This is a genomic window from Stenotrophomonas sp. YJH_SMC_8 (genome assembly GCF_059371315.1).
Genome location: NZ_JCAFUL010000005.1, coordinates 121204 through 143201, shown reverse-complemented (window position 1 = coordinate 143201; position 21998 = coordinate 121204). Strand labels below are relative to the sequence as shown.

Genomic DNA, 21998 nt, shown 5'->3' with positions numbered 1-21998 from the left:
ATGGAACCCCGCCGCCGCCGGTCATTGGCCGGTGGCGGCTTTCCCCTCACAAGGCATGAATCCATGAACACCCATCAGAACAAGATCGCGCTGGTCACCGGCGCCACCCGTGGCATCGGCGCCGAGACCGTGCGCCAGCTGGCCCAGGCCGGCGTGCACACGCTGCTGGCCGGCCGCAAGCGCGAGACCGCCGTGGAGCAGGCACTGAAGCTGCAGGCCGAGGGCCTGCCGGTGGAAGCCATCCAGCTGGACGTGACCGATGCGGCAAGCATCGCCGAAGCAGTCGAGCAGGTACGCCAGCGCCATGGCCGCCTCGACATCCTGGTCAACAACGCCGGCATCATGATCGAGAATCCGGCGCAGGCGCCGTCGGAGCAGTCGCTCGATACCTGGAAGCGCACCTTCGACACCAACGTGTATGCGCTGGTGGCGGTCACCCAGGCCTTCCTGCCGCTGGTCAAGCAGGCCAAGTCCGGCCGCATCGTCAACGTATCGAGCATGCTCGGCTCGCAGACCCTGCACGCCGACCCGGCGTCGGGCATCTACGATTTCAAGGTGCCGGCCTACAACGCCTCCAAGGCAGCGGTGAACAGCTGGACGCTGAGCCTGGCCTACGAACTGCGCAACACCCCGATCAAGGTCAACACCGTGCATCCGGGTTACGTGAAGACCGACATGAACGGCGGCAACGGCGAAATCGAAATCAGCGAAGGCGCACGTTCCAGCGTGGAAATGGCGCTGATCGGTGAATCCGGCGCCAGTGGCAGCTTCACCTACCTGGGTGAGGTGCTGCCATGGTGATCCGCACGTTGGCGATGGCCGTCTCCAGCCTGGTGCTGGCAGGCTGTGTCAGCGTCGGCCCGAACTACAAGGCGCCCGTGCAGGAGCCGGTGGTGCTGCAGGGAGCGCAGCAGCCGGTGTTCAGCACCACCTCGCCGGTGGCCAGCTGGTGGGCGCAGTTCGATGATCCGGTGCTGGAAGAACTGGTGCACGGTGCGCTGTCGGACAACCTCGACCTGCGCGTGGCGGTGGCCCGCGTCAGCCAGGCCCGTGCGGTGTTCGTCGAAAGCCGTTTCGACCAGGCCCCGCACATCACCGCAGGCGGCAGCTACGACCGCCGCAAGCAACCCGATCCGCAGCTGGGTGGGCAGCGGGTGTTCAGTGAAAGCTACCAGCTCGGCTTCGACGCCGGCTGGGAGCTGGATCTGTTCGGCCGCAAGCGCCGTGCTGCAGAAGCCGCGCGCGCCGACCTCGACGCCGAGCAGGCCAACCTGGCCGATGCGCAGGTACTGGTCGCCGCCGAAGTGGCTCGCAACTACTTCGAGCTGCGCGGTACGCAGAAGCGCATCGCGGTGGCCCAGCACACCCTGGTCAACCTGCGCGATACGCAGAAGCTGACCGAGGCGCGCTGGGAGCTGGGCGCTGGCAGCGAGCTGGACGTGCAGAGCAGCCGTGCCCGGTTGAAGGCGATCGAGGCCGACATTCCGCTGCTGGAAGTATCCGAGACGCAGTCGCGCAACCGGCTGGCGGTGCTGCTGGGCCAGCGCCCGGAAATGCTGACCGCCATGCTGGCACCGCATGAAGTGCCGGCGTTCGCCAAGGCGTTGCCGCTGGGCGATACCCGCGAACTGCTGCGCCAGCGCGCCGACGTGCGTGTGGCCGAGCGTCGCCTGGCGGCGGCGACCGCACGCGTGGGCGTGGCGACTGCGGACCTGTTCCCGCGGCTGTCGTTGTCCGGTTTCGTCGGCTTCCTCGGCGGCGACGCCAGTGGCCTGGTCAATGGCAACAACAAGGCCTGGTCGCTGACCCCGTCGCTGAGCTGGGCCGCGTTCGACTTCGGTACCGTGCGTGCACGCCTGCGTGCCAGCAAGGCAGAGGCTGAAGGCGTGGCCGCGCAGTATGAGCAGGCCGTGCTGCTGGCGCTGGAAGACACCGAGAACGCGCTGACCCGCTATTCCAAGCAGCAGGCGCGGCTGGCGATCGTGGTCGAGCAGGCGCAGGCGGCACGACGTGCCGAATCGCTGGCGCAGATCCGCTATCGCGAGGGCTCGGAAGACTTCCTGACCCTGCTGGATGCGCAGCGCACGCAGCTGGCGGCGGATGATGCATTGGCGGCGGCCGAGGCCGAAGTCAACGTCAGCGTTGTTGGCGTGTACAAGGCGCTGGGCGGCTGGGGGCAATCGCCGCAGCAACCCAGCGTGGCGCAGCTGCAGTAGGCATGAGGGGACGGAAGCCGCGGCTTCCGTCCCTATCTGCTTCAGGGCCAGAGATTGGCCGGTACTGCGCGTTCGCGCATGCGCACGATGCAGAAGCGATGGCCGGTGGGCGCTTCCATCACCCACCAGCGTTTGACGAAGCCGATCCGGCGCGCGCCGAGTTTTTCCAGTCGATCTGCCTCGGCATCGATGTCGTCGCTCTCGATGTCCAGGTGCACGCGCGAGGGGTGAGCGACCCGCTGCACCTCCACCTGCAGCCCTCCCGGCGCATCCCGCAGCTCGGCATACTCGGCGCCATCTTCGCCATACGATGGCTGCGGCTGCAGGCCGAGTGCGGCCGCCCAGAAGCGCGCGCCTTCGTCAGCGGGCGTGTCCTGGCAGTCGATGATGAATCCGGCCAGACGGCTCTGGTGCGCCATGACGTCCTCCGCAGATTGGGAATGGAGGCAGGGTAGCGCGTCGCGTGCTGTGGACGTTGTCACAGTCATGACGTTTCTGACTCTGCCGGAACCGGGGCCCGCGGTGTAACTAGTGGGGCAGATTCCAGGAGGGCAGGCGATGAGCGATGACAAGCGCGATACCCAGCGCATGCTGTTCGGTGATCCGGGGCCGCCTGGTGCAGGGCTGTCGGTAGCGGTCGTAGTGCTGATGGTATTGGCTACGATGGCGGCTGCGATCGGCTTCGTGCGCCTGCCGGACCAGATGCTGGGGCTGGGCCTGATCGGCATCTCCGTGTTTCTGGCGGTCGGTGCCCGCATCTGCCAGGCACGCAACCAGCATCAGGCGCTGTACCGGCTGATGTCGCGACAGCCGCCGCCGTAGCTGCGGCTGCCGCGCAGGTTCAGTGTTTCGGCCAGTCCAGCTCGACCACCAGCGGGAAATGATCCGATGGCAACACGCCGTCGATGCGACGGTCATCGGTGACGAAGCTGCGTGCACTGAAGCCACGCACCAGCACCCAGTCCAGCTGCACGGTGGCCTTGCCGGTGAAATCGTGGAAGGTCAGGCGTGGGCCCTGCGGAGCCTTCACCTGGGTACGGGTGTCCTGCAGCAGGCGGGTGAATGCCTTGTAGGTGTCACCACCGGGCTCGCTGTTGAAGTCGCCGGTCAGGACCACCGGCAGGTCGGTCGGCAGGGTTGCCAGATGCTTGCCGATCAGTTCGGCACCCTTCACCCGGCGCGGCTCGTCCTCGTCGCGGTAGGGCAGGTGGGTATCCATGAAGTAGAAACGACGGCCATCGTCCAGGCGCCGGAACAGGGCCCAGGTGACCATGCGCGGGTACAGGTTGCCCCAGGTGATGCTGCCGGGCACCTCCGGCGTATCGGACAACCAGAAGTTGCCGGATTCCTCGACGGCCAGCACCTTGCTGTCGTAGAACACGCCCATGTGTTCGTCACCGCTTCCGCCGCGGCGGCCTTCGCCGAACCAGCGGTAACCGGGCAGGTGCTCGGACAGGTAGTCGGCCTGCTCCTTCACCAGTTCCTGGGTGCCGATCACGGCAGGGTGTGCATCAAGGATGACCTTGACCATGGCATCGCGACGGTCCGGCCAGCGTTTGCCCGGTTCGGTATCAGCCGGGGTGCGGACATTGAACGACATCACTTTCAGTGGCGCCGGTGCGGCGGCCCAGGCAACGGCAGGCAGAGCAAGCGCCAACAATGCGCACAGCGCAGGGCGACGGAAGCGCGACAACATCGTGGAATCCCTCCATTCCATGAAAACGGTTTCATGGAGCATGCCATGGAAGGCGGGGGCAGCGGTATGCCGGGACGGGCGGATGGCAGGTGCCGGGCGGGCGGTGAAAGCGCCGCCCGGCGGATCGCGCGGGCGCGATCAGGAGATCATGTCTGCTCAGTCGGCGGGCAGGTACCACTGGCCATTCTGGTCAATCCAGTACACCCGGATGTAGGGAGTGCCATCCTCTTCGAAGTACGTCACTTCGCAACGTTGATGGTAATAGGGCCCCATCTTGACCCGGACGCAGTTCGTGTTCTCCGGACCACCGCCACCACCGCTGGCGGTGGCCTGGGACGACGTGGAGAGAGCTCCCACAGCAAGCATCAGTGCGGCCATCGAGGCCAGGTGCAGTTTCATGGGCATCATCCTTGTGTCTGCAATCGCGCATCTGCGCGGTGTCATGCAACTACCCCCGGTAGATCAGGCGACCGTGCGGCAGCTGCTGCGTACGCGCCGGCCCGGCTCGCGGCCCGGCGCAGTCCCTTCCCGGCTCAGTCGCGCAGGTAAGGGTTGCCGTACTCGTCGATCCAGTACTCGGCTGTGTAGACGTTGCCGAATTCATCGGTGTAGGTTTCCGTGCAGTGGTGGTGGACACGGTTGCGGTCCACATTCACAGGCACACAGGAAACATTCTCTCTCGGGACCCCTGTGTTGGCGTCCGCCACCGGAGCCAGGGTTGCAGTTGCCACCACCAACGCGGCCATCGTGGCCAGTTGCAGTTTCATAAGCATCATCCTTGCTTTCTGCAATCGCGCACATGCGCATGGCGTGTGTAACACGCGAACCAGACCGCCGGAAGTGCCTCGCCGCGATCAGTCTTCGATCTCGCCGCGACGGCTGGCGGCACGCACTGCCTGCGCGGTGGTCGCCACACCCAGGCGTTGGCGCGCGTGGCGCAGATGGTTCTCCACCGTGCGCGTGGAAAGCCCAAGCGTGGCCGCGATCTCAGCCTGCCGGCGGCCGGCGGCAACCCAGCGCAGCACTTCGCGCTCGCGGTTGCTCAGCGCGCTTCCCGAAAGCTCGGCAGGCGATTCGGCCAGATGGCGTGCGGCTCGGAATGCTGCGGTTGCAGCAGTCTCCAGCTGGAGGCGCGCGCTGGCCGACGCGTCGATCGACGTACCGGCAACGCTGATCGCGCCCTCCAGGCCGGTGGTGCCGAACACCGGCACCTGCAGACCATGCAGGCCTTCGCCGCGTGGCTGCTTCACTATCTGGTAGCGTTCGCCGCGAACGCCCTGGCGCTTGCTCCAGAAGAACGGCGCGTCGCTGTCCAGCACGTGGCGATTCACCGGGCAGGCGTGAAGGTAGCGCGCAAGGTCGGTATCGCTGCCATCGCCGAACCAGTCGCCTTCGATCCAGTACACGCGTTGTGTACCCCGCTCCAGCCCGGTGCCGGTGGCGAACACCAGCACGCGGTCGTAGCCGAGTGGTGCCGCGATGCCTCGCAGGACCGCACCCACCGCGCTCAGCGAACGGGCGCGTTCCAGTTCCAGCAACGCCTGCACCAGCGCGGTCATCCGGTTCAGCGCCCGGCCAGGGCGTCGAGCAGGGTGCGTGCAGCCAGTTTGCCCAGCGCATTGCCGGCCAGCGGGCTGTCACCGGTCAACAGCAGTCGGTCCTGCAGCACGCTGCCATCGATGCCGTCGTTGACGATCTGCACGCCCTGCTGTGCCAGGCGCTCACCGAAGAACCACGGCAACTGTCCAGGCATGTAGCCGATCTCCGGCGTCTGCCGGTCCATCGCATCGGGGAAGGCGCAGATGCGGTAGCCGCGGAACAGCGAACCGCCATCGGCCTCGTCCACGCCTGCAGCGAGCAGTGCAGCCGGACCGTGGCACAGGGTGATGATGTGGCGTTGCTGGGCCATCGCCCAGTGCAGGACGGCCTTCACCGCACGGCTCTGCGGCAGTCCGATCAGGGCGCCATGGCCGCCGGGGATGAACACCGCGGCATAGTCCGAATCCGCATCAAGCCCGGCGACCACCTTGTCCAGCGGCAGCGGCTGGCGGAAGCGCGACTCGTAACGTTCGTACAGTCCGCCGATCTCCTTGTCCTCGCGCGGGAACGCCCACCACTCGAATTTGGCGGCGTTGCCCGACAGCGTAGCCACATCGATGCCGAAGCCGGCCTTGTCGAGGTGGTACATCGGCAGCAGGGTCTCCACCGGATGGTTGCCGGTGGAGAACAGGTGGCCATTGGCGGTGGGCAGGTAGCGCTCGTCGGCGGCGATCATCAGCACCTTCCAGCGACCGTCGCGGCGTGCGTCCGGATAGTCGGCACCGGACAGGTCGCTCCTGGGCGAGGTGAACTGCGACAGCGAGTAGGGCGACGGGAAGAAGGCATCGCGCTCGGCCGGGTCGGGGCTGGGCTGGCGGCTGGGCTCTTGCGTGTTCATGCGGACCTCCTGCGGGGAATGTGAGGCCAGCATAGGAGGACGGGTGCGCAGGCGCGATGAGGGATTTCCCTCAGTCGGATGTCGCCGGCGCCTGTTGGCGCCAGGCATTCGGGCTCATGCCGAACGCGCGGCGGAACGCACGACTGAATGCGGGTTCGGACAGATACCCGACGTCTCCGGCAATCTGCGACACCCGTCGCTTGCCACTGCGCAGCATCTGCGCGGCCAGCTGCAGTCGCGATTCAGCCAGATAGCGCATCGGTGGCATGCCGGTGGCGAGGCTGAATCGCTGCGCGAAGTTCGAGCGGGACTGATTCAGGCACGCTGCGAGTGACTCGACGGTCCATGCGTGTGCGGGCCGGGCCTGCATCAACGCCAATGCTCGCCCGATCAGGGGGTCGGCCAAGGCGTGCAGACGCTGGCAGTTGTGCGGACCGGATGTTCCGAGCCAGTAGCGCAGGGTCCAGACAAACAACAGGTCGAGCAGGCGTGACAGCATCAAGCCGCTGCCCAGCGTAGGCCGGGCTGCTTCAGCCTGGATCGCGGCCAGGGTTACCGCCATCCAGTCGGCCGAGTTGGCGGGAAATCCGCTTGGCATCCGGTCCACCCCTGGGACATGCAACCAACCGGGCAGGGCATCGAGCAGCAGACGGCTGCCGGGGCCATCGAACCCGAACGATGCGGTGGTCAGATGGGCCGGCCCCTGCGCGTCGGCGGCGCAGTCGATGCGATGCGTCCGGCCATGCGGCATCAACAGCAGCTCGCCCGTACGCAGCGGCACGACGGCGGAATCTGCATGCAGCCGCGCCGTGCCGTGCTCGATGAAATGGAAGCACCCCTGGCCTTCGGCAACGGTGAGTGATCCGCCGGGCTGCATGACGTGGCGGCTGATGTCGCCGCCCTGCATGCGCGACGACTGGAAGATCGCAAACAGTGCGTCGGATCCAGCCTGGAGCGATTCGGTGTTGTGGAGCCTTGGCATGGTTTTCAGGAGTCCGTGCATCGCTGCTGGCGGGTGCGATCCGTAGTCTGGCCGGGTGGCTTCAGGCAGCGCGGGCTGCTGCCAGCCAACCATCCCATCCAAGTGAGGAGTCCTGCAAGATGAGCAAGCCAAGCATCATTCTGGTTCATGGTTTCTGGGGCGGTGCCGCGCATTGGGCCAAGGTGATCCTGGAGCTCGATCGCCGAGGCTTCCACGACCTGCATGCCGTGGAACTGCCACTGACATCGCTGGCCGACGACGCGGAACGCACCCGCCGCATGATCCGCCAGGTCCAGGGGCCGGTGCTGCTGGTTGGCCATTCCTATGGTGGTGCAGTGATCACCGAGGCCGGAAACGAACCCAACGTGATGGGGCTGGTCTTCATCGCCGCGTTTGCGCCGGATGCGGGCGAGAGCCCCGGCGGCATTACCCAGCAGCAGTTGCCCGAGGCGGCGGCCAACCTGGCGCCGGACAGCGACGGTTACCTGTGGCTGCAGCCGGGCAGGTTCCACGAGAGCTTCTGCCAGGACCTGCCGGTCGATGAGGCGCGGGTAATGGCGGTCACGCAGAAGGCACCTCTGGCGAGCACGTTCGGCGATGCAATCAGCGATCCAGCGTGGCGGCACAAGCCGAGCTGGTACCAGGTCTCCAGCGCTGATCACATGATCCATCCCGACAACCAGCGGCGCATGGCGGCGCGCATGCAGCCGCGTGCCACCCTCACGCTGGATGCCAGCCACGCGTCGCTGGCATCGCAGCCGGTAGCAGTGGCAGATCTGATCACCGAAGCTGCAGCCGGCGGAGAAGGCTGAGCAGTTCGTGCCTGCCGCAGTGGCGGTGTTCCGGCAAGCCCGGGCACCGCCGCTGTGATGCGGCCGCGCGGGACAGCCAGCGGCCGTGATGATGTGGGCTACCTGTTCTGGCGGTCGTGCTCCTGCATGTCCTCATGCAGGATCCGCCGCAGCTCGACGATGGCAGGCGTGGCTTCCTGCACGCTGTGACCGGACACGATCACCTTCTCCGAGTCCGCGTGCGGCAGGTGCGAGCTCCAGTACGGCACCAGTCCGTCGTCGGTCTTTTCCAGCGGGCCATCGGCCTTGGCGCGCGCGATGATCGAGTGGTAGTGCACCTTCGGCGACATCGGCAGGTCGGCCACCGCGCGGACGAAGGGATCATCCTTGTCCAGGTTCTGGATGCTGTTCATTTGGTAGCCGTGCTTGCCGTCATTGCGGTCGATCTGACCATCGTTGGCAATGGTGGCCACGTCTTCCAGCACGGTCAGCGGCAATCGCACCAGGCGTCCGATCCAGCGGCCCAGGCGGGTGCCGGCCACGTCGGTGCCGCGGTGCGGCGTGGCGATGAACACCACGCGCGACACTTCCGGTTCCGGCAGGAAGGTCAGCACCGGTGCGCCCTTGGTGCGCAGGAGTTCCTGCTGTGCGGGTGTCATCTGCGCGGTTGCCAGCAGCGTGTCCACCAGATGATCGCCGGAAGAGGAGATCATCAGCCGCGCGATCACGCCGCCCATGCTGTGCCCGACCAGCACCATGTCGTGCGAGGCCTGCGCCTTGCCGCCGGGATCGAAGTGCTTGAACACTTCGGCCAGCGTATGGCGCATTGCATCGTGGCTCATCGCGATGGGCATGTTGGTCGGGTAATAGAACTGCCAGATCTGGAAATCCTGGCGGATCTCGTCGTCACGCATCAGCTCGTTGGCAACGTTGACCCATGCTTCCGGGCTGCTGGCCAGGCCATGGATCATCAGCAGCACGCGGCGGTTGGGATCGTAAGGCTGCATCATGTACAGATGCGGCGTGTCGATGCCGCCCTTGCCGCCGAACAACGAGCGCAGCGACTGGTGGCTGAAGTTGGAACGCGCCAGCCACAGCGCGTAGCCAGCGGTGAAGTTCGCGGCCAGCGGCACCTGCTGGCCATGCAGGGTGACTTCCGTGACCTGGTAGGGATCGTGGATTTCCAGTTCCGGCTCGTCGTCGTGCAGCACTTCCCACAAGTTCTTTCCCGAGAAGCGCAGCAGCACCGTCATCGACGGCGACGGCATCTCGCTCCAGCTCTGCGTGGCCGAAGCGCTGGCCTGCGTCGCAGGCGTCGCTGCCGGCGGCGTGGTGGTCGTGGCGGCTGCGGGATCGTCCATCACCGCCACCAGTTCGGCACCGAAGCCATCGCGGCGATGCACGCTGCGCAGCGTGCCGGTGAACGACAGCGAGGCCGCCGGCACCAGCTCGGTGGGGGTGCGCGTATCCAGCGGCGATGCTTCGCCTGAAGGGGCCAGCACGAAGGTCCAGCGGCCCAGCTGGAAGTGGCTGGCTTCGCTGTGCACGCGGCCGGTGGCGTAGGCGTTGTACAGCTGTACCGAGGCTTCCTGCACGGCCAGGTTGTAGTAGTCGCGCACCTGGGTCTGGCGGTCTTCGAAGCCGCGCTGGTTGGCGGTGCGCTCGGTGAAGAACAGATAGGCGTAGGCCTGGCGCGCGACCTGCATCCACGCGTCCAGGCGCGGTTGGAAATCGGCATCCAGCTCGGTGATTGCGCTCTTGGCACGGCCGGAGGTGGAGTACTCGCGCTTCGGCGCGGGCAGGGTCATCGCATACTGCAGCCACAACTCGGCCAGGCTCGAACGCTTGTCCTCCTCGCGCACCACGATGCTGCCTTCCATCGCTTCGATGCAGGGCAGGCCCGGCTTGGCGCAGACGCCTTCATCCAGGCCGGCCACGCGCAGCGTTTCCATCGTCGCCGAGCTGAGCTTGCCGGTGGTGAGGATGTCGCCGCGCTTGAGCGCGATGTACTGGCCGGGCGTGACCGAAGCCACCTGCACCGAAGGGCCGAACTGGCGCAATGTCGCGCAGCCACCCAGGGTGAGGAGCACGGTGATGATGAGGGTCGTGCGGCCGATGAAGCCCAAGCCCGTGGTAGCCATACGATCCTCCTGCGCGGTCGCGCCACTCTAGCGGTCGGCATGTCAAAGCGGAACATACCGGGCGGTCGGTTTGGGCCCCTGAGCCACTGCCGTGCAAGCGATTCAGGCAGGTTCGTGTGACACTGGGGTGAATGGAGCGATGCAGGGACTGCGATGACGTGGCTTGAGACCCGGATCCCGCCGCCGCTGGTGATGCTGCTGTGCGCGGGAATCGGCTGGCTGGGTAGCCGGCTGTGGCCGGATGCGGTGTTGTCCCTGCCGATGCCAGCGCTGATGGCAGGCGGGGTGATGGCGATCGGTGTGGCGTTGAACCTGCTGCCGAAGCTCGCGTTCCAGAGGGCGCGCACCACGGTCAATCCGCTGCGCCCTTCGGCATCGAGCGCGCTGGTCATGCACGGCGTGTACCGCTACACGCGCAATCCGATGTATCTGGGCCAGGCAACGATCCTGACCGGTGCGATGTTGTACCTGCAGAACACGATCGCGTTGCTGGCGGTGCCGTTGTTCGTGCTGTACATCACCTGGCTGCAGATCATGCCGGAAGAGCGGGCGTTGCTGGCCCGCTTCCCCGAGGTGTATCCGTTGTTCCGCCAACGAGTGCGGCGTTGGTTGTAGCGCAGGTGATGCCGTTACCGGGTGATCTGGCACTTCACGGCAGCGGAATAGCCTTCGTAGTCGTCGCCTGCGATCACGTGCAGGGTGTGTCGCTTGTCGATGGCCTTCACGTATGAAGGCTCCTCCGTGTTGGCGTGCTCGTTGACCGTGGTCACTGACCATGCCTTGGCCAGACGCTTGGAATCAACGCCGTTCAAGTAGACGAAGAGGCTCTTCTCGCCTTCGGCCACGTTCACATCCGCGCTGGTGACGGTACCGCCGAACAGGGCAACCGGCTTGTCCTCCGGCTCGAAAGTGCCACCTGGTTTCCTGGCCAGGCCGGCGGCCTGCAGTGCATCGATGGCGTCGGCCTCGCTGAAGTTCGAGCCGGCCTTGCAGGCCAGCATGGCTTCCAGCGTGGCGGTGCCAGGTGGAGCAATGGCTGGTGCGGCGGCGTGCGTGGCCGGAGCTGCGGCGAATGCGGCGAATGCGGCGAAGAGCAGGGTGAGGGCGAGGGGGGCTTTCATGGCAGATCCTTCAACGTGTTGCGGGATAGCCGGTGGCGGGGCGAACAGACCCGGCCACCGGCCACATTCGACGCGATGGGTCAGTCGAACCAGACGAGTGGCATGTCGGCATTGAGCGACATGTGGCGGAAATCTCCCAATACCTGGGCCACGGCCTGCACGGTGTGGCAGCCCGTCCCCAGCGCGGATGATCCCGCGCTCAGGTAGCTGGCGGAGATGGTGCGGGTGCTGACCGAGTCCGGCTTGGAGCCCAACTGCTGGGTGCCGAGGCTGCCCACCTGCTGGCCATCGATCTTCAGGAACAGAAACACGCTTCCGCCACCGTCGTTCGGGTCACCCTGCACGCGAGACTTCGTCGAGAAAAGCACCACGCCGTTGTGCCCCTGCGGAATGCAGACCTGGCCCTCGCCAATGACCACCTGCGAGCCCACCGACGGACAGCCCGGCGCGAAGCCATTGGTCCCGACGCAGACATAGGCGAATCGGCGGTACGGGCCTGCGGCGGCGTAGTTGAATCCAGGATTCAACCCCTTTCCGACCACGCCAAAGCCGTTGGACAGCGTCACCAGTCGGGAATTGGCGCCGAACTTGTACTTTACGTTGTTGGTGTTGGCGTCCTGCGGTTGGTAGTACGGCGATTCGGACGCGACGAAGCTGACAGTGCTGTAAGCCGGCGGATTGACGAACAGGCCCTGCGAATAGAAGGGAGCCTGCGTTTCTGCGCCACTGAAGATGTCATTGATCGACCAGGTCATCGATTCGATGCCGGGCTCCTGCTCGTTCAGGAAAATCCCCATCATGCCATCGCCGTAGTTGCCCCACGCGAACGCGCGGCCGGAAGCCATGGCCACGATGGGGCCACCGGGATTGCCGGCCTGGGCAGTCATCAGCAGCTTGCGGTCCTTGGCCTGCAACGCCATTCCTTCAGGGCTGCCGACCGTATTGAAGTCCAGCTGTGCGGTGTCACTCGCAAGGCCGCTGTTGGTAACTGCGCCTGCAGAGGTGATGAGCACGGAGAGGTTGCTGGCGGAGCCGAAATTGACGGCAGAACCGATGGCCTGCCCGGCCAGGTTGACCGTATGGCGTCCGGCAGGCAGGTACTTGGCACCGATGACATTGAAGGAGTGCTGTTGGGCCGACGTTGACTGCCGCCAGTCGATGTAGCTGTCGTTGGAGACCACCTCACCGTTGATGGTGATGTAGGCATTGGCAGCCGAGCTGCCGCCAGGGAAGTACCGTCCATCCGACTGCACGTACACCCAACCGGGGGCGCTCAGATCGATGGTGCTCGAAAGCAGGGTTGCCGTGCCGGGTTGTACGCGCTGGTCAGCGGCCAGCTGCAGATAGCGGGAGCCTGGCGTGGCAGCGGAAGCCTGCCCCAGTGCCAACGCCACGGCCAAGCCCACAAACAGTGTGATGCGCTTCATCTGATGTCCTTTCAGGTTTCGGGTCACGTCGTGTGACGCATGGACTCTACTGGATCCGGATCTCAGCTTCTGTGACTGGCTCCCGATGCGGGTGGCATCAGGGGATGTCGGGACAGCAGACGAGGGCGCCATCTTCGGGAAACAAAAAAGCCGGAACCCCAATGACGGGAGATCCGGCTTCTTGCGGCCTCGACAGGCCATACAGATGGTGGAGGTGGGCGGAATTGAACCGCCGTCCGAAGGCACTCCATCCCCAGCACTACATGCTTAGCTCGCCGTTAGATCTCGTCCCCGAACAGCACGGCGTGCAAAGCGCATCCGGGAACCAGCCTGTTGTGTTCTAGTGCCGGACTGACAGGCAGCCACCCAGCGCGATTCCATGATAGTGACTCTACACCGCGAGCATGGACACAAGCGGTTTCGAGGCTTAGGCCTTAAGCGGCCAGAGCGTAGTTGTCGTCGTTGGCAACTAGAGTTTTGCAGCTGGATTTACGAGGAAAGCTACCCCCTCGGCATGCGCCAGGCGACTTCACAACCCCCGTCGAAACCAATGCACCCCCGGTTTCTACAGTGCTGCAAGGTACAGGGCCGATTCCGTGTCGCCACGGGCAGGGCCTGCCCAACGCCGCGAATGTTACGGCAATACGGCTGAACAGTCACGCACGGGAGTCGGAACCTGGAAATACACGATGGAGCCGGCGGAGGGGCCATCCGCCCGCCGCCGGTTCCGCCCATGTCGCTTGGCACGTTGTGGTCACAGCAGCGGCGTGCTCGAATCGGTCAACGCCCTTCCGCGGACGGCCCCGGCCATGCCCTCCAGCTCCCGCATTCTGCGATTCCGTGGTGCTGCCGCTGTACTCGCCGTCCTGATGGTGATGCCATTCTGCACGCTCCAGGCGGCGGAGCCTCCCTATTCGGTGGAGGTCCGCTACAGCCGGGTGCTGGATCTGTTCAATCTGCTGGACAACCTGCCGGACTGGCTGCCTGGATACACCTCGCCGGTGTATCGGGAAGCGTGGCAACGCCGCTTTGGCCTGAGCGATCAGGACAGGACGCTGCTGGCCGGCTACGCGGCTTTCCGGCAGCGCACGTCTCCGCTTGCGCGAAGCGGTTCGGAACCGTCGGCGCCGGCTGATCGCCTGTTCGCGGGTGCCGACACCCGCACCGGCGATCCTTACGCGAGGCATTTCCTGGCCGCGCCGTCCTTCATCGCAGCTGTTGACGCCGCCATCGCGGGGCAGGACAGGGAGGATCAGCTGCTGCTGCGCCGCTACTACGCGCACTTCGCGCCACGTGCCGAACAGCTGCTGGCGGTACAGGCGCCGTTTGTTGCGCAGCAAGCGTCGCTTGCCCGGCAATTGTCCGCGCCTGCGGTGCTGGCGCTGGCCCAGCAGATGAAGGCGTTCTTCAACGTGGACGATTCGCCCGTCTTCCAGGTCCGCTTCGTATGGTGGCCCGAGGCGGAACGAACCCAGGCCAAGCTACGCGGGGGCTACATCCTGCTGTTCTCGACGTTCGAGACCGACGACGATTGGGCGCCGATCGTGATGCACGAGTTCAGTCACTTCCTTTCGGCGGGACAGCCGGCGCCGCAGCGGCGGATCCTGGCCGAGTCCTTCGCCGCGTTGTGCCCGCAGGCCCTGGCGCTGCCCAACCCCCTCAATGCACTGGAAGAGCCGCTGGCGATCTACTGGGGCCAGTACCGTTTCGAGCAGCAGGTGCGGGGCGAGGCGCTGTCAGCGGAGCGCGCCTGGTACGTGCAGCCGCAGGCCGACCGTGCGGCGAAGGCGCTTGCATTGGCCTTCCCGGCCGGCGGCCCTGCGCCACGCCTGGAGGTCGGCCCCTTGCTGCGCGCTGCGGCGTCTGCCTGCAGCGCTCCAGAAGACGAGCGGCGTTGACCGGCACGCCGGCGTATCCGGTCCGCAGGGTTGGCACCTGCCAGCGCATTCTGGCAATCCGCAAGAAGTTGTAGAGCCGCCGTCATAGCGGATTGGTAACGTCATTGGCACGAATTTGCGACACACTGGCGACGACCATCCAAGCCAGGACAGACACGGAGACGGTGGGTGACCGATGCAAGCCAACAACGCAGCCTGCGACTGCTGATCGGGCCGGTCGGTGCCGACTACCAGCGGCGCGCGTTGCCGCCGGGCTGGGTCTGGGCGGTGCTGGCGGTGCTGCTGGCGGCCACCTGGCTGACAGAGCTGCCGGCCACGGCTGCGGCCGCGCTGATCGCCAGCGCGGTGGTGGTGCACTGGTCGCAGCGCGGTCGCATCCATTGGCTGGGTTGGCGCTTGCCGGGCCTGGCCGTACTGGCGGCCCTGCTGTGGGGGCCGGAAGTGCTGTCGCAGTGGTTCGAGCACGGGCTGGCCGTGGTCCTGATGTCGCTGGCCAGTCTCAGCATTGGCGTGCACGTGTGGCAGTCGCGGCAGATGGCGCGCCAGCTGCAGGGCGCGGCCGATGCGCTGGATGATGCCCAGCTGCTGTCGTTGCTGCCGGATGATGCCGCGCAGCTGGCCCAGCAGTGGCGGGAGGGGGATGATCGCTACGCGCCGGAACTGGCGGTGGTGATGCACCTGGCGGTGATGCACGCGGCGCTGGCGCCGCGCATGCGCGGGCAGGGCGTACTGGCGGGGTGATCCGCCTTTTGTAGAGTCGAGCCATGCTCGACTGCTTCTTTGCCGAAGCCGAGCATGGCTCGGCTCTACAGGGGGCCAAGGCAGCCGAGCATGGCTCGGCTCTACAGAGGGCCAAGGGAGCCGAGCATGGCCCGGTATTGCAGCCTTATGCGTCGCGGTTGCCGCGACGCATCACGCGCTGCTTCTCGATCGCCCAGTCGCGGTCCTTGGCGGCATCGCGCTTGTCGTGGGTCTGCTTGCCCTTGGCCAGCGCGACTTCGAGCTTGATCTTGTTCTTGCTCCAGTACATCGCGGTGGGCACGATCGTGTAGCCATCGCGCTCGACCTTGCCGACCAGCTTGTCGATCTCGCTCCGGTGCAGCAGCAGCTTGCGCTCGCGCCGGTCGTTGGCGACCACGTGGGTGGAGGCCTGGATCAAGGGGGTGATCTGGGCGCCGATCAGGAAGATCTCGCCGTGCTTCACGTAGGCGTAGGCATCGATGATGTTGCCGCGGCCAGCACGGATCGACTTCACCTCCCAGCCCTGCAGCGCCAGGCCGGCCTCGAAGCGTTCTTCGATGTGGTACTCGTGGCGGGCACGCTTGTTCAACGCGATGGTCTTGTTGGCCGTCGCGCTCTTTGCTTTATCCTTGCCGCTGTTCTTGCTCATTTCCGTATTGTCTCCGATTCGGGCCCGCCCGGTCGATTGCCGAAACGTCCTGTATTCATGCCTACTATCCGCCGCAGCGCCCTGGTCGAGCATTCGTCCGCGCGCATGTTCGACCTGGTCAACGATGTCCAGGCCTATCCGCGCCGCTTCCGCTGGTGCTCGGCTGCCCAGATCCTGGAGCAGGGCGAGGACCGCCTGGTGGCGCGCCTGGACCTGGGCCTGGGTTCGTTCAGCACCTGGTTCCAGACCGAAAACACCCTGCAGCGCCCGCACAGCATCGACATGCAGCTGCGCGATGGCCCGTTCAAGCAGTTGCACGGCCGCTGGGAATTCCATGCGCTGGCCGAGGACGCCTGCAAGGTCACCCTGACCCTGGAATTCGAGCCCAGCTCGCGCCTGCTGGGACCGGCCCTGGCGATCGGCTTCCAGGGTCTGGCCGATCGGATGGTCAATGATTTCGTCCGCGTTGCCGACGAGGCCTGAGCGATGATCGAGGTCGAGGTGGTGCTGGCCTGGCCGCAGCAGGTGCTGTCGCGCCGGCTGCAGCTGGACGAGGGCGCGACCGTGGCCGATGCCATTGCCGCCGCCGCGCTGGAAGGCAGTGACCGATGCCCGGCCGTGGCCGTGCATGGCGTACTGGCGCGCCCGCAGCAGGTGTTGCTGGAGGGTGACCGTATCGAGCTGCTACGCCCGTTGCTGGCCGACCCCAAGGACAACCGCCGGCGACGCGCGCTCGGCGGTTGATGCCCGCAACCCGTCCGTGGGGACGGGCAGGGGGCCTCAGCGGCCCTTCTTCTTCTTGTCCTTCGGCAGGTTGCGGCCGAACTGGCGCACGGTCTGCTGGGCCAGGGCCTTGTCGTTGCCCGGGAAGTAGTCGCCTTCCCAACGGGTCACGGTGTCATTCTCGAAGAACACCACGAAGTTCTTCACTTCGGTACGGCCCAGGCGGTTCACGCGCTGGCTGGAGGTGTAGTCCCAGCGCTGGGCGTGGAACGGATCGGGAATGGACGGGGTGCCCAGCAGCGCGGTGACCTGCTGCTTGCTCTGCCCGACCTGCAGCTTGGCCACGGCATCTTCCCGGATCAGGTTGCCCTGATAGATGGGTTGCTTGTAGATGATGCCGCACCCGGTGGTGGACAGGGCGACGGCGGCGACCAACAGGAGATTGCGCATCGGGACTGGCGGTTGGGGAAATCAAACCGATGATACACTCCCGGCGTGCCACCGCGACCCAATCCGAGGCAGCTGGCGCTAAATCGCCAATGAACGGAGACCTATGGAAACCCACGACCTGCGAAAAGTCGGCCTGAAGGTGACCCATCCACGGATGCGGATCCTGGCGCTGCTCGAACAGCGCAATGCCCAGCACCACATGACCGCCGAGGACATCTACCGCCAGCTGCTGGAGCATGGCGATGAGATCGGCCTGGCTACGGTCTACCGGGTGCTGACCCAGTTCGAGGCCGCCGGCCTCGTGCTCAAGCACAATTTCGAAGGCGGCCAGGCCGTCTACGAGCTGGACCGTGGCGGCCACCACGACCATATGGTCGACGTGGACAGCGGCAAGATCATCGAGTTCGAAAGCCACGAGATCGAGGAGCTGCAGCGCAAGATCGCAGCCGACCACGGCTACGAGCTGGAAGAGCACTCGCTGGTGCTGTACGTGCGCAAGAAGCGCAAGTAAGCCGATCCGGCCAGCCATATGCGACGAAACCCCGGGCCTGCCCGGGGTTTTTCGTTGGTGGGCCTGATGCTGGGGTCAGAGCCCTTTTCCATGGGAAAAGGGCTCTGACCCCTGACCTCCAAGCAGCGCGTCCAGATCCACCGCCTCGGCCATCGCCCGGTTCCCCGCATCACCCGGATGCAGGTGATCACCGGAGTCGTAGGCAGCGGCCATCCGTGATGGATCGGCCGGGTCGCGCAGCGCCGCATCCAGGTCGATCACTGCGTCGAACGGGCCGTCGGTGCGCAGCCAGGCATTGAGCTGGCTGCGCAGGGCGTCCTTGTCCGGCTGGTAGTAGTCGTCCAGCGGCGTACCGGGCAGGGCGCCGGCGAACGGCGGCAGGGTCGCGCCCACGATCCGAACGCCACGGCGATGGGCCTGTCCGGCCAGAGCGCGGTAGCCCGCCTGCAGTTCGGCAAGCGTGGGCCGCGCCTGCTTGCGCGCGAAGGCGGTGCCGGGCCAGCTGATGTCATTGATGCCAATCAGCACGATCACGCTGGACACGCCAGGCTGATCCAGTGCATCGCGCTGGAAGCGGGCCAGCGCGGATTCCCCCATGCCGTCGCGCAAGAGGCGGCCACCGGAGATGCCGGCATTGACCACCGCCACCCGCTGCGGGGCCAAGCGGGCGGCCAGGTGGTCGGTCCAGCGCTGGTCCCGGTCGAGGCTGGCGGTGGCGCCGTCGGTGATCGAATCGCCGATCACCACCACGCTGCGTGCGCTGGCCGGGGCCTCGACCTCGATGCCGGTCAGGAACAGCCGGGCTGTGGTGGCGCTGGTCCCGCTCAGGCCGCGTGCCTGGCTCTGGTCGCCGGGGGCGATCCAGCTGGTCTGGCGGCCGTCCCAGTGGAAGGTCTGCAACGGCGTCGACTCCGGCACAAAGACGCTGACCTGCAGCGCTTGGCGGTCCTGCACCGTCAGCGACAGCGGGTCGCTCAGCCGTTCCTGGCCGGGGCCGATCAGCACCTCGGGCCGGCCATCGAAGCGGAGCTGTTGCGGCGTCGCACCGGCCTGCGGCGCGACGCTGGCACCGCCGATCCGCAGCGGCTGGGTGCCATAGGCATTGCTCAGCCGCACCCGCAGGCGCGGGCCGCCCAGGCTGATGCGCGCGGTCTGGCGGAAGGTCTGGTCGTGCAGCGACGCCGGTATCAGTGACGGGAACAGGAAGTCCGCTCCCCAGACCGGTTGCGGGCTGGCCTGCCAGCTGGCCACCCAGTGCGGGGCAGGGGCGGCGCTGGCGGCACTGGACAGGCCGATCAATGCGGTGGCGGCGAGCTGGCTGAAGCGGTTCATCGGGCAATCCCGGGTGGAGGGAAGGCCATGGTGATTCCGCACTCATCTGTGAACTAGACTGCGCATGGACAATCATCTGTGAACTGGATTCATTGCCATGGCGCGCTCCGACATCAACCGATCCGGCGAACTGGAAGTGTTCGTGCGGGTGATCGAGACCGGGGGCTTTTCCGCGGCCGCCCGAACGTTGGAGATGACCCCGTCGGCGGTCAGCAAGCTGGTGGCGAGGCTGGAGCAGCGGCTGGGGACGCGCCTGCTGCAGCGTTCCACCCGCCAGCTGCAGCTGACTCCCGAGGGCTGCGCGTTCTACGAGCGCGGCCTGCGCGTGCTGGCCGACCTGGACGAGGCCGAGCGCTGTGCCAGTGCCCACGCCGAGCCGCGTGGACGCCTGCGGGTCAATTCCAACGTGCCGTTCGGCCAGCATTTCCTGTTGCCGCTGCTGCCGGCGTTCCTGCAGCGCAACCCGCAGGTAGGTGTGGACCTGACCCTCAACGACGAGGTGATCGATCTGCTGGAGCAGCGCACCGATGTGGCGGTGCGGGCCGGTCCGCTGAAGAGCTCCAGCCTGGTCGCGCGGCGGCTGGGCGCGACGCGGATGATGATCGTGGCCGCGCCGGCCTATGCGCAGCGCCACGGCCTGCCGGCCGACGTCGAGGCGCTGCAGTCGCACAACCGTCTGGACATCGGCCATGCGCGGGCGATGCAGGGCTGGCCGCTGCTTCAGGACGGACGTGAGCGGATGGTGCTGCCCAGCGGCAACGCCCGTGCCAGCAACGGCGATGCACTGCGCCAGCTGGTGCTGGGGGGGCTGGGCATGGCACGGCTGGCAGCGTTCCAGGTGCAGGCCGACATCGCTGCCGGACGCCTGCTGCCGGTGCTGGAGGAAGCCAATCCCGGTGACCTGGAAGAGGTGCACGCGGTGTTCCTGGGGCAGGGCGGCTACCTGCCGCTGCGGGTGCGCGCGTTTCTTGATTTCCTGGTGGAGAACGTCGACCTGGCGCAGCCACGGCGGTAGTGCCGGCCGCTGGCCGGCAACCTCACGCTCATCGTCCACCGGTGTTGGGTTGCCGGCCAGCGCCCGGCACTACCGTGCGGGTGGGTTGTAGATCCACGCCATGCGTGGATAACCGCGAGCAGGCCTCAGACCTGCAGCAGCTTGCGTGCGGCGGCGCGCGCTTCCTTGCTCACTTCCACGCCGCCGAGCATGCGCGCCAGCTCTTCCTCGCGCGCCTTGCTGTCCAGCTTCTCCACGGCGCTCTGGGTCATGCCTTCCACCGGCGCCTTGCTGACCCGGTAATGCGCGTGGCCCTTGGAGGCGACCTGCGGCAGGTGGGTCACGCACAGTACCTGGCGCTTCTCGCCGAGCGCGCGCAGCTTCTGGCCGACAATGTCGGCCACAGCGCCGCCGATGCCGGAGTCGACCTCGTCGAACACCATGGTCGGCACCGCATCCAGGTCCAGCGCGGCGACTTCGATGGCCAGCGAGATACGCGACAGTTCACCGCCCGAGGCGACCTTGCGCAGGGCGCGCGGCGGCTGGCCGGCATTGGCCGCGACCAGGAATTCCACGCGCTCGGCACCCTGCGGATCGGGCTTGCCGGCGTCCTGCGGCTCCAGCTCGATCAGGAACTGGCCACCGCCCATGCCGAGCTCGGCGATGATGCCGGTGGTGGTAGCCGACAGCTCGGCGGCGGCATTGCGGCGGCTGGCGGTGAGCACCTCGGCCTGCACGCGCCAGGCGGCAGCGGCCTTGTCGATCTCGCCGGCCAGGCGCTGCAGGCGCTCGTCGGCACCGCGCAGCTGTTCCACTTCGGCATGCATGCGCTCGCGCTGCGCGCCCAGCTCATCCATCGGCACGCGGTGCTTGCGGGCCAGGTCGTGCAGGCGACCGAGACGGCGCTCGTTCTCTTCGAACTGCTCCGGGTCGGCGTCGAGGTCGTCATGCACCCGGTCCAGCAGCGACAGGGCTTCGTGCAGCTGGATCGAGGCATTCTCGATCAGGCCATCCACCTCGCCCAGGCGCGGGTCGTGTTCGATCAGGCGTGACAGTTCGTGGCGTACCTGCTGCAGCAGGTCCAGTGCGGAACTGCCGTCGTCGCCGTTGAGCTGGTTGCTGGCCGCCTGGCAGGCGCTCAGCAGGGCGCTGGCGTGGGCCTGGCGGCGGTGGCTGGCGCCGAGTGCGGCAATCGACTCCGGCTCCAGGTCTTCACGGTCGAGCTCGCGCAGCTGGTGCTCCAGGAAGCCGATCCGGTCACTGACGTCGCCCTGTTGCGACAGCGCCAGCGATTCATCGACCAGTGCCTGCCAGGCCGCGGCGGCGCGGCGCACCTGGCGGCGTTCGTTTTCGTTGCGTGCATAGGCGTCGAGCAGGGCCAGCTGCGACGGGCGCGTCAGCAGGGCCTGCTGTTCGTGCTGCCCGTGGATCTCCACCAGCAGCGAGGCCAGGTCGCCCAGCTGCGCCAGGGTCACCGGGCGGCCATTGATCCAGGCCCGCGAACCGCCATCGGCGCGGATCACCCGGCGCAGCTGGCACTGTTCCTCATCGTCCAGCTCGTTGTCGGCCAGCCACTGGCGCGCGGCCTGCAGCTGCTCCAGCGCGAACTCGGCCGAAAGCTCGGCGCGGGCGGCGCCATGGCGGACCACGCCGCTGTCGGCGCGCAGGCCGGACAGGAAGCCCAGCGCGTCGACCATCAGCGACTTGCCGGCGCCGGTCTCGCCTGAAACCACGGTCATGCCTGGCCCGAACTCCAGTTCGGTGGCGCGGACGACGGCGAAATCCTTGATCGAAAGATGTCTGAGCATGGGTAAGGGGGTATCAGCAGCCGCGCAACGCTAGCACGCGGGCGAGGGAGGTCCAATGACTTGCCAAGGTGATGCGTCGCC

25 protein-coding genes and 1 other RNA gene are annotated in these 21998 nt (G+C 66.6%); 11 read left to right on the top strand and 15 right to left on the bottom strand.

Going from position 1 to position 21998, the window contains the following annotated elements:
• Window positions 1-63 precede the first annotated feature (63 nt).
• Window positions 64-801 carry an SDR family oxidoreductase gene (locus AC5P88_RS08045; protein WP_106549383.1) on the top strand — a complete coding sequence of 246 codons (738 nt, stop codon included), beginning with the start codon at window positions 64-66 and terminating at the stop codon, window positions 799-801.
• Window positions 795-2216, top strand: a complete 1422-nt coding sequence (locus tag AC5P88_RS08040) for an efflux transporter outer membrane subunit (protein ID WP_106549382.1) — start codon at window positions 795-797, stop codon at window positions 2214-2216. The genes AC5P88_RS08045 and AC5P88_RS08040 overlap by 7 nt, the downstream gene beginning before the upstream one ends.
• A gap of 41 nt (window positions 2217-2257) precedes the next feature.
• Here AC5P88_RS08040 and AC5P88_RS08035 read toward each other — a convergent pair whose 3' ends face one another.
• Window positions 2258-2635, bottom strand: a complete 378-nt coding sequence (locus AC5P88_RS08035; protein WP_495224773.1) for a VOC family protein — start codon at window positions 2633-2635, stop codon at window positions 2258-2260.
• 139 nt (window positions 2636-2774) lie between these two features.
• Between AC5P88_RS08035 and AC5P88_RS08030 the strand changes: the two genes are divergently transcribed.
• Entirely contained in the window at window positions 2775-3038 is a 264-nt protein-coding gene (locus AC5P88_RS08030; RefSeq protein WP_049429133.1) for a hypothetical protein, read from the top strand.
• 19 nt (window positions 3039-3057) lie between these two features.
• Here AC5P88_RS08030 and AC5P88_RS08025 read toward each other — a convergent pair whose 3' ends face one another.
• From AC5P88_RS08025 to AC5P88_RS08000, 6 genes are all read right to left on the bottom strand, one after another.
• Window positions 3058-3912, bottom strand: coding sequence for an endonuclease/exonuclease/phosphatase family protein (locus AC5P88_RS08025; RefSeq protein ID WP_495224772.1), 855 nt, complete (start codon window positions 3910-3912; stop codon window positions 3058-3060).
• A 156-nt stretch (window positions 3913-4068) separates the two neighbouring features.
• Complete coding sequence (locus AC5P88_RS08020) at window positions 4069-4311, bottom strand: hypothetical protein (RefSeq protein ID WP_049429131.1); 243 nt, start codon at window positions 4309-4311, stop codon at window positions 4069-4071.
• 134 nt (window positions 4312-4445) lie between these two features.
• Window positions 4446-4679: a hypothetical protein gene (locus AC5P88_RS08015; protein ID WP_049429130.1), complete on the bottom strand. Its 234-nt coding sequence runs from the start codon at window positions 4677-4679 to the stop codon at window positions 4446-4448.
• 87 nt (window positions 4680-4766) lie between these two features.
• Window positions 4767-5471, bottom strand: a complete 705-nt coding sequence (locus tag AC5P88_RS08010; protein ID WP_495224771.1) for a PA1136 family autoinducer-binding transcriptional regulator — start codon at window positions 5469-5471, stop codon at window positions 4767-4769.
• 5 nt (window positions 5472-5476) lie between these two features.
• Window positions 5477-6349 carry a glyoxalase III HchA gene (hchA, locus tag AC5P88_RS08005; protein WP_495224770.1) on the bottom strand — a complete coding sequence of 291 codons (873 nt, stop codon included), beginning with the start codon at window positions 6347-6349 and terminating at the stop codon, window positions 5477-5479.
• 70 nt (window positions 6350-6419) lie between these two features.
• Window positions 6420-7352: a helix-turn-helix domain-containing protein gene (locus AC5P88_RS08000; RefSeq protein WP_495224769.1), complete on the bottom strand. Its 933-nt coding sequence runs from the start codon at window positions 7350-7352 to the stop codon at window positions 6420-6422.
• Between the two features lie 98 nt (window positions 7353-7450).
• Here AC5P88_RS08000 and AC5P88_RS07995 point away from each other — a divergent pair, with 98 nt between their 5' ends.
• The gene (locus tag AC5P88_RS07995; protein WP_495224768.1) at window positions 7451-8143 is read left to right on the top strand and encodes an alpha/beta hydrolase; all 693 of its coding nucleotides are present in this window, start codon (window positions 7451-7453) and stop codon (window positions 8141-8143) included.
• Window positions 8144-8241: 98 nt separating this feature from the next.
• Here the strand turns inward: AC5P88_RS07995 and AC5P88_RS07990 are convergent, their stop codons facing one another.
• Window positions 8242-10263, bottom strand: a complete 2022-nt coding sequence (locus AC5P88_RS07990; RefSeq protein WP_495224767.1) for an esterase/lipase family protein — start codon at window positions 10261-10263, stop codon at window positions 8242-8244.
• Between the two features lie 153 nt (window positions 10264-10416).
• Between AC5P88_RS07990 and AC5P88_RS07985 the strand changes: the two genes are divergently transcribed.
• Window positions 10417-10878: a methyltransferase family protein gene (locus tag AC5P88_RS07985; protein ID WP_106549373.1), complete on the top strand. Its 462-nt coding sequence runs from the start codon at window positions 10417-10419 to the stop codon at window positions 10876-10878.
• Window positions 10879-10892: 14 nt separating this feature from the next.
• Here AC5P88_RS07985 and AC5P88_RS07980 read toward each other — a convergent pair whose 3' ends face one another.
• The 3 genes from AC5P88_RS07980 to ssrA form a co-directional block, all read right to left on the bottom strand.
• The gene (locus AC5P88_RS07980; protein WP_106549372.1) at window positions 10893-11384 is read right to left on the bottom strand and encodes a hypothetical protein; all 492 of its coding nucleotides are present in this window, start codon (window positions 11382-11384) and stop codon (window positions 10893-10895) included.
• A gap of 80 nt (window positions 11385-11464) precedes the next feature.
• Window positions 11465-12943 (bottom strand): hypothetical protein, encoded by a 1479-nt coding sequence (locus AC5P88_RS07975; protein ID WP_495224766.1) that lies wholly within the window; start codon window positions 12941-12943, stop codon window positions 11465-11467.
• Between the two features lie 74 nt (window positions 12944-13017).
• Window positions 13018-13371: a transfer-messenger RNA gene (gene ssrA, locus AC5P88_RS07970) on the bottom strand.
• Between the two features lie 207 nt (window positions 13372-13578).
• Here ssrA and AC5P88_RS07965 point away from each other — a divergent pair.
• Together AC5P88_RS07965 and AC5P88_RS07960 are read left to right on the top strand one after the other, a co-directional pair.
• Window positions 13579-14709: a hypothetical protein gene (locus AC5P88_RS07965; protein WP_495224765.1), complete on the top strand. Its 1131-nt coding sequence runs from the start codon at window positions 13579-13581 to the stop codon at window positions 14707-14709.
• A gap of 168 nt (window positions 14710-14877) precedes the next feature.
• Entirely contained in the window at window positions 14878-15450 is a 573-nt protein-coding gene (locus AC5P88_RS07960; protein ID WP_495224764.1) for a hypothetical protein, read from the top strand.
• Window positions 15451-15595: 145 nt separating this feature from the next.
• On the opposite strand, the gene smpB is transcribed toward AC5P88_RS07960, so the two are convergent.
• Window positions 15596-16099, bottom strand: a complete 504-nt coding sequence (gene smpB, locus AC5P88_RS07955) for an SsrA-binding protein SmpB (RefSeq protein ID WP_005409231.1) — start codon at window positions 16097-16099, stop codon at window positions 15596-15598.
• A gap of 57 nt (window positions 16100-16156) precedes the next feature.
• Between smpB and AC5P88_RS07950 the strand changes: the two genes are divergently transcribed.
• Both AC5P88_RS07950 and AC5P88_RS07945 read left to right on the top strand, forming a co-directional pair.
• Window positions 16157-16582 (top strand): type II toxin-antitoxin system RatA family toxin, encoded by a 426-nt coding sequence (locus AC5P88_RS07950; RefSeq protein WP_005409232.1) that lies wholly within the window; start codon window positions 16157-16159, stop codon window positions 16580-16582.
• 3 nt (window positions 16583-16585) lie between these two features.
• Entirely contained in the window at window positions 16586-16843 is a 258-nt protein-coding gene (locus AC5P88_RS07945) for an RnfH family protein (RefSeq protein ID WP_005409233.1), read from the top strand.
• A 36-nt stretch (window positions 16844-16879) separates the two neighbouring features.
• Here AC5P88_RS07945 and AC5P88_RS07940 read toward each other — a convergent pair whose 3' ends face one another.
• A complete protein-coding gene (locus tag AC5P88_RS07940) occupies window positions 16880-17272 on the bottom strand; it encodes an outer membrane protein assembly factor BamE (RefSeq protein ID WP_005409234.1) in 393 nt (130 codons plus the stop codon).
• A 103-nt stretch (window positions 17273-17375) separates the two neighbouring features.
• On the opposite strand from AC5P88_RS07940, the gene fur reads away from it, so the two are divergent.
• Window positions 17376-17783, top strand: a complete 408-nt coding sequence (gene fur, locus AC5P88_RS07935) for a ferric iron uptake transcriptional regulator (RefSeq protein ID WP_005409235.1) — start codon at window positions 17376-17378, stop codon at window positions 17781-17783.
• Between the two features lie 75 nt (window positions 17784-17858).
• Here the strand turns inward: fur and AC5P88_RS07930 are convergent, their stop codons facing one another.
• On the bottom strand, window positions 17859-19115 hold the full coding sequence (locus AC5P88_RS07930) for an SGNH/GDSL hydrolase family protein (protein WP_495224763.1): 1257 nt from the start codon (window positions 19113-19115) through the stop codon (window positions 17859-17861).
• Between the two features lie 97 nt (window positions 19116-19212).
• Between AC5P88_RS07930 and AC5P88_RS07925 the strand changes: the two genes are divergently transcribed.
• A complete protein-coding gene (locus AC5P88_RS07925; protein WP_495224762.1) occupies window positions 19213-20130 on the top strand; it encodes a LysR family transcriptional regulator in 918 nt (305 codons plus the stop codon).
• Window positions 20131-20255: 125 nt separating this feature from the next.
• On the opposite strand, the gene recN is transcribed toward AC5P88_RS07925, so the two are convergent.
• Entirely contained in the window at window positions 20256-21917 is a 1662-nt protein-coding gene (gene recN, locus AC5P88_RS07920) for a DNA repair protein RecN (RefSeq protein ID WP_286075553.1), read from the bottom strand.
• Between the last annotated feature and the right edge of the window lie 81 nt (window positions 21918-21998).

Bases quoted from the DNA above. Each gene is read 5' to 3' on its own strand.
- AC5P88_RS08045 (WP_106549383.1), top strand. From the start codon at position 64: ATGAACACCCATCAGAACAAGATCGCGCTGGTCACCGGCGCCACCCGT.
- AC5P88_RS08040 (WP_106549382.1), top strand. From the start codon at position 795: ATGGTGATCCGCACGTTGGCGATGGCCGTCTCCAGCCTGGTGCTGGCA.
- AC5P88_RS08035 (WP_495224773.1), bottom strand. From the start codon at position 2,635: ATGGCGCACCAGAGCCGTCTGGCCGGATTCATCATCGACTGCCAGGAC.
- AC5P88_RS08030 (WP_049429133.1), top strand. From the start codon at position 2,775: ATGAGCGATGACAAGCGCGATACCCAGCGCATGCTGTTCGGTGATCCG.
- AC5P88_RS08025 (WP_495224772.1), bottom strand. From the start codon at position 3,912: ATGTTGTCGCGCTTCCGTCGCCCTGCGCTGTGCGCATTGTTGGCGCTT.
- AC5P88_RS08020 (WP_049429131.1), bottom strand. From the start codon at position 4,311: ATGAAACTGCACCTGGCCTCGATGGCCGCACTGATGCTTGCTGTGGGA.
- AC5P88_RS08015 (WP_049429130.1), bottom strand. From the start codon at position 4,679: ATGAAACTGCAACTGGCCACGATGGCCGCGTTGGTGGTGGCAACTGCA.
- AC5P88_RS08010 (WP_495224771.1), bottom strand. From the start codon at position 5,471: ATGACCGCGCTGGTGCAGGCGTTGCTGGAACTGGAACGCGCCCGTTCG.
- hchA (WP_495224770.1), bottom strand. From the start codon at position 6,349: ATGAACACGCAAGAGCCCAGCCGCCAGCCCAGCCCCGACCCGGCCGAG.
- AC5P88_RS08000 (WP_495224769.1), bottom strand. From the start codon at position 7,352: ATGCACGGACTCCTGAAAACCATGCCAAGGCTCCACAACACCGAATCG.
- AC5P88_RS07995 (WP_495224768.1), top strand. From the start codon at position 7,451: ATGAGCAAGCCAAGCATCATTCTGGTTCATGGTTTCTGGGGCGGTGCC.
- AC5P88_RS07990 (WP_495224767.1), bottom strand. From the start codon at position 10,263: ATGGCTACCACGGGCTTGGGCTTCATCGGCCGCACGACCCTCATCATC.
- AC5P88_RS07985 (WP_106549373.1), top strand. From the start codon at position 10,417: ATGACGTGGCTTGAGACCCGGATCCCGCCGCCGCTGGTGATGCTGCTG.
- AC5P88_RS07980 (WP_106549372.1), bottom strand. From the start codon at position 11,384: ATGAAAGCCCCCCTCGCCCTCACCCTGCTCTTCGCCGCATTCGCCGCA.
- AC5P88_RS07975 (WP_495224766.1), bottom strand. From the start codon at position 12,943: ATGGCGCCCTCGTCTGCTGTCCCGACATCCCCTGATGCCACCCGCATC.
- smpB (WP_005409231.1), bottom strand. From the start codon at position 16,099: ATGAGCAAGAACAGCGGCAAGGATAAAGCAAAGAGCGCGACGGCCAAC.
- AC5P88_RS07950 (WP_005409232.1), top strand. From the start codon at position 16,157: ATGCCTACTATCCGCCGCAGCGCCCTGGTCGAGCATTCGTCCGCGCGC.
- AC5P88_RS07945 (WP_005409233.1), top strand. From the start codon at position 16,586: ATGATCGAGGTCGAGGTGGTGCTGGCCTGGCCGCAGCAGGTGCTGTCG.
- AC5P88_RS07940 (WP_005409234.1), bottom strand. From the start codon at position 17,272: ATGCGCAATCTCCTGTTGGTCGCCGCCGTCGCCCTGTCCACCACCGGG.
- fur (WP_005409235.1), top strand. From the start codon at position 17,376: ATGGAAACCCACGACCTGCGAAAAGTCGGCCTGAAGGTGACCCATCCA.
- AC5P88_RS07930 (WP_495224763.1), bottom strand. From the start codon at position 19,115: ATGAACCGCTTCAGCCAGCTCGCCGCCACCGCATTGATCGGCCTGTCC.
- AC5P88_RS07925 (WP_495224762.1), top strand. From the start codon at position 19,213: ATGGCGCGCTCCGACATCAACCGATCCGGCGAACTGGAAGTGTTCGTG.
- recN (WP_286075553.1), bottom strand. From the start codon at position 21,917: ATGCTCAGACATCTTTCGATCAAGGATTTCGCCGTCGTCCGCGCCACC.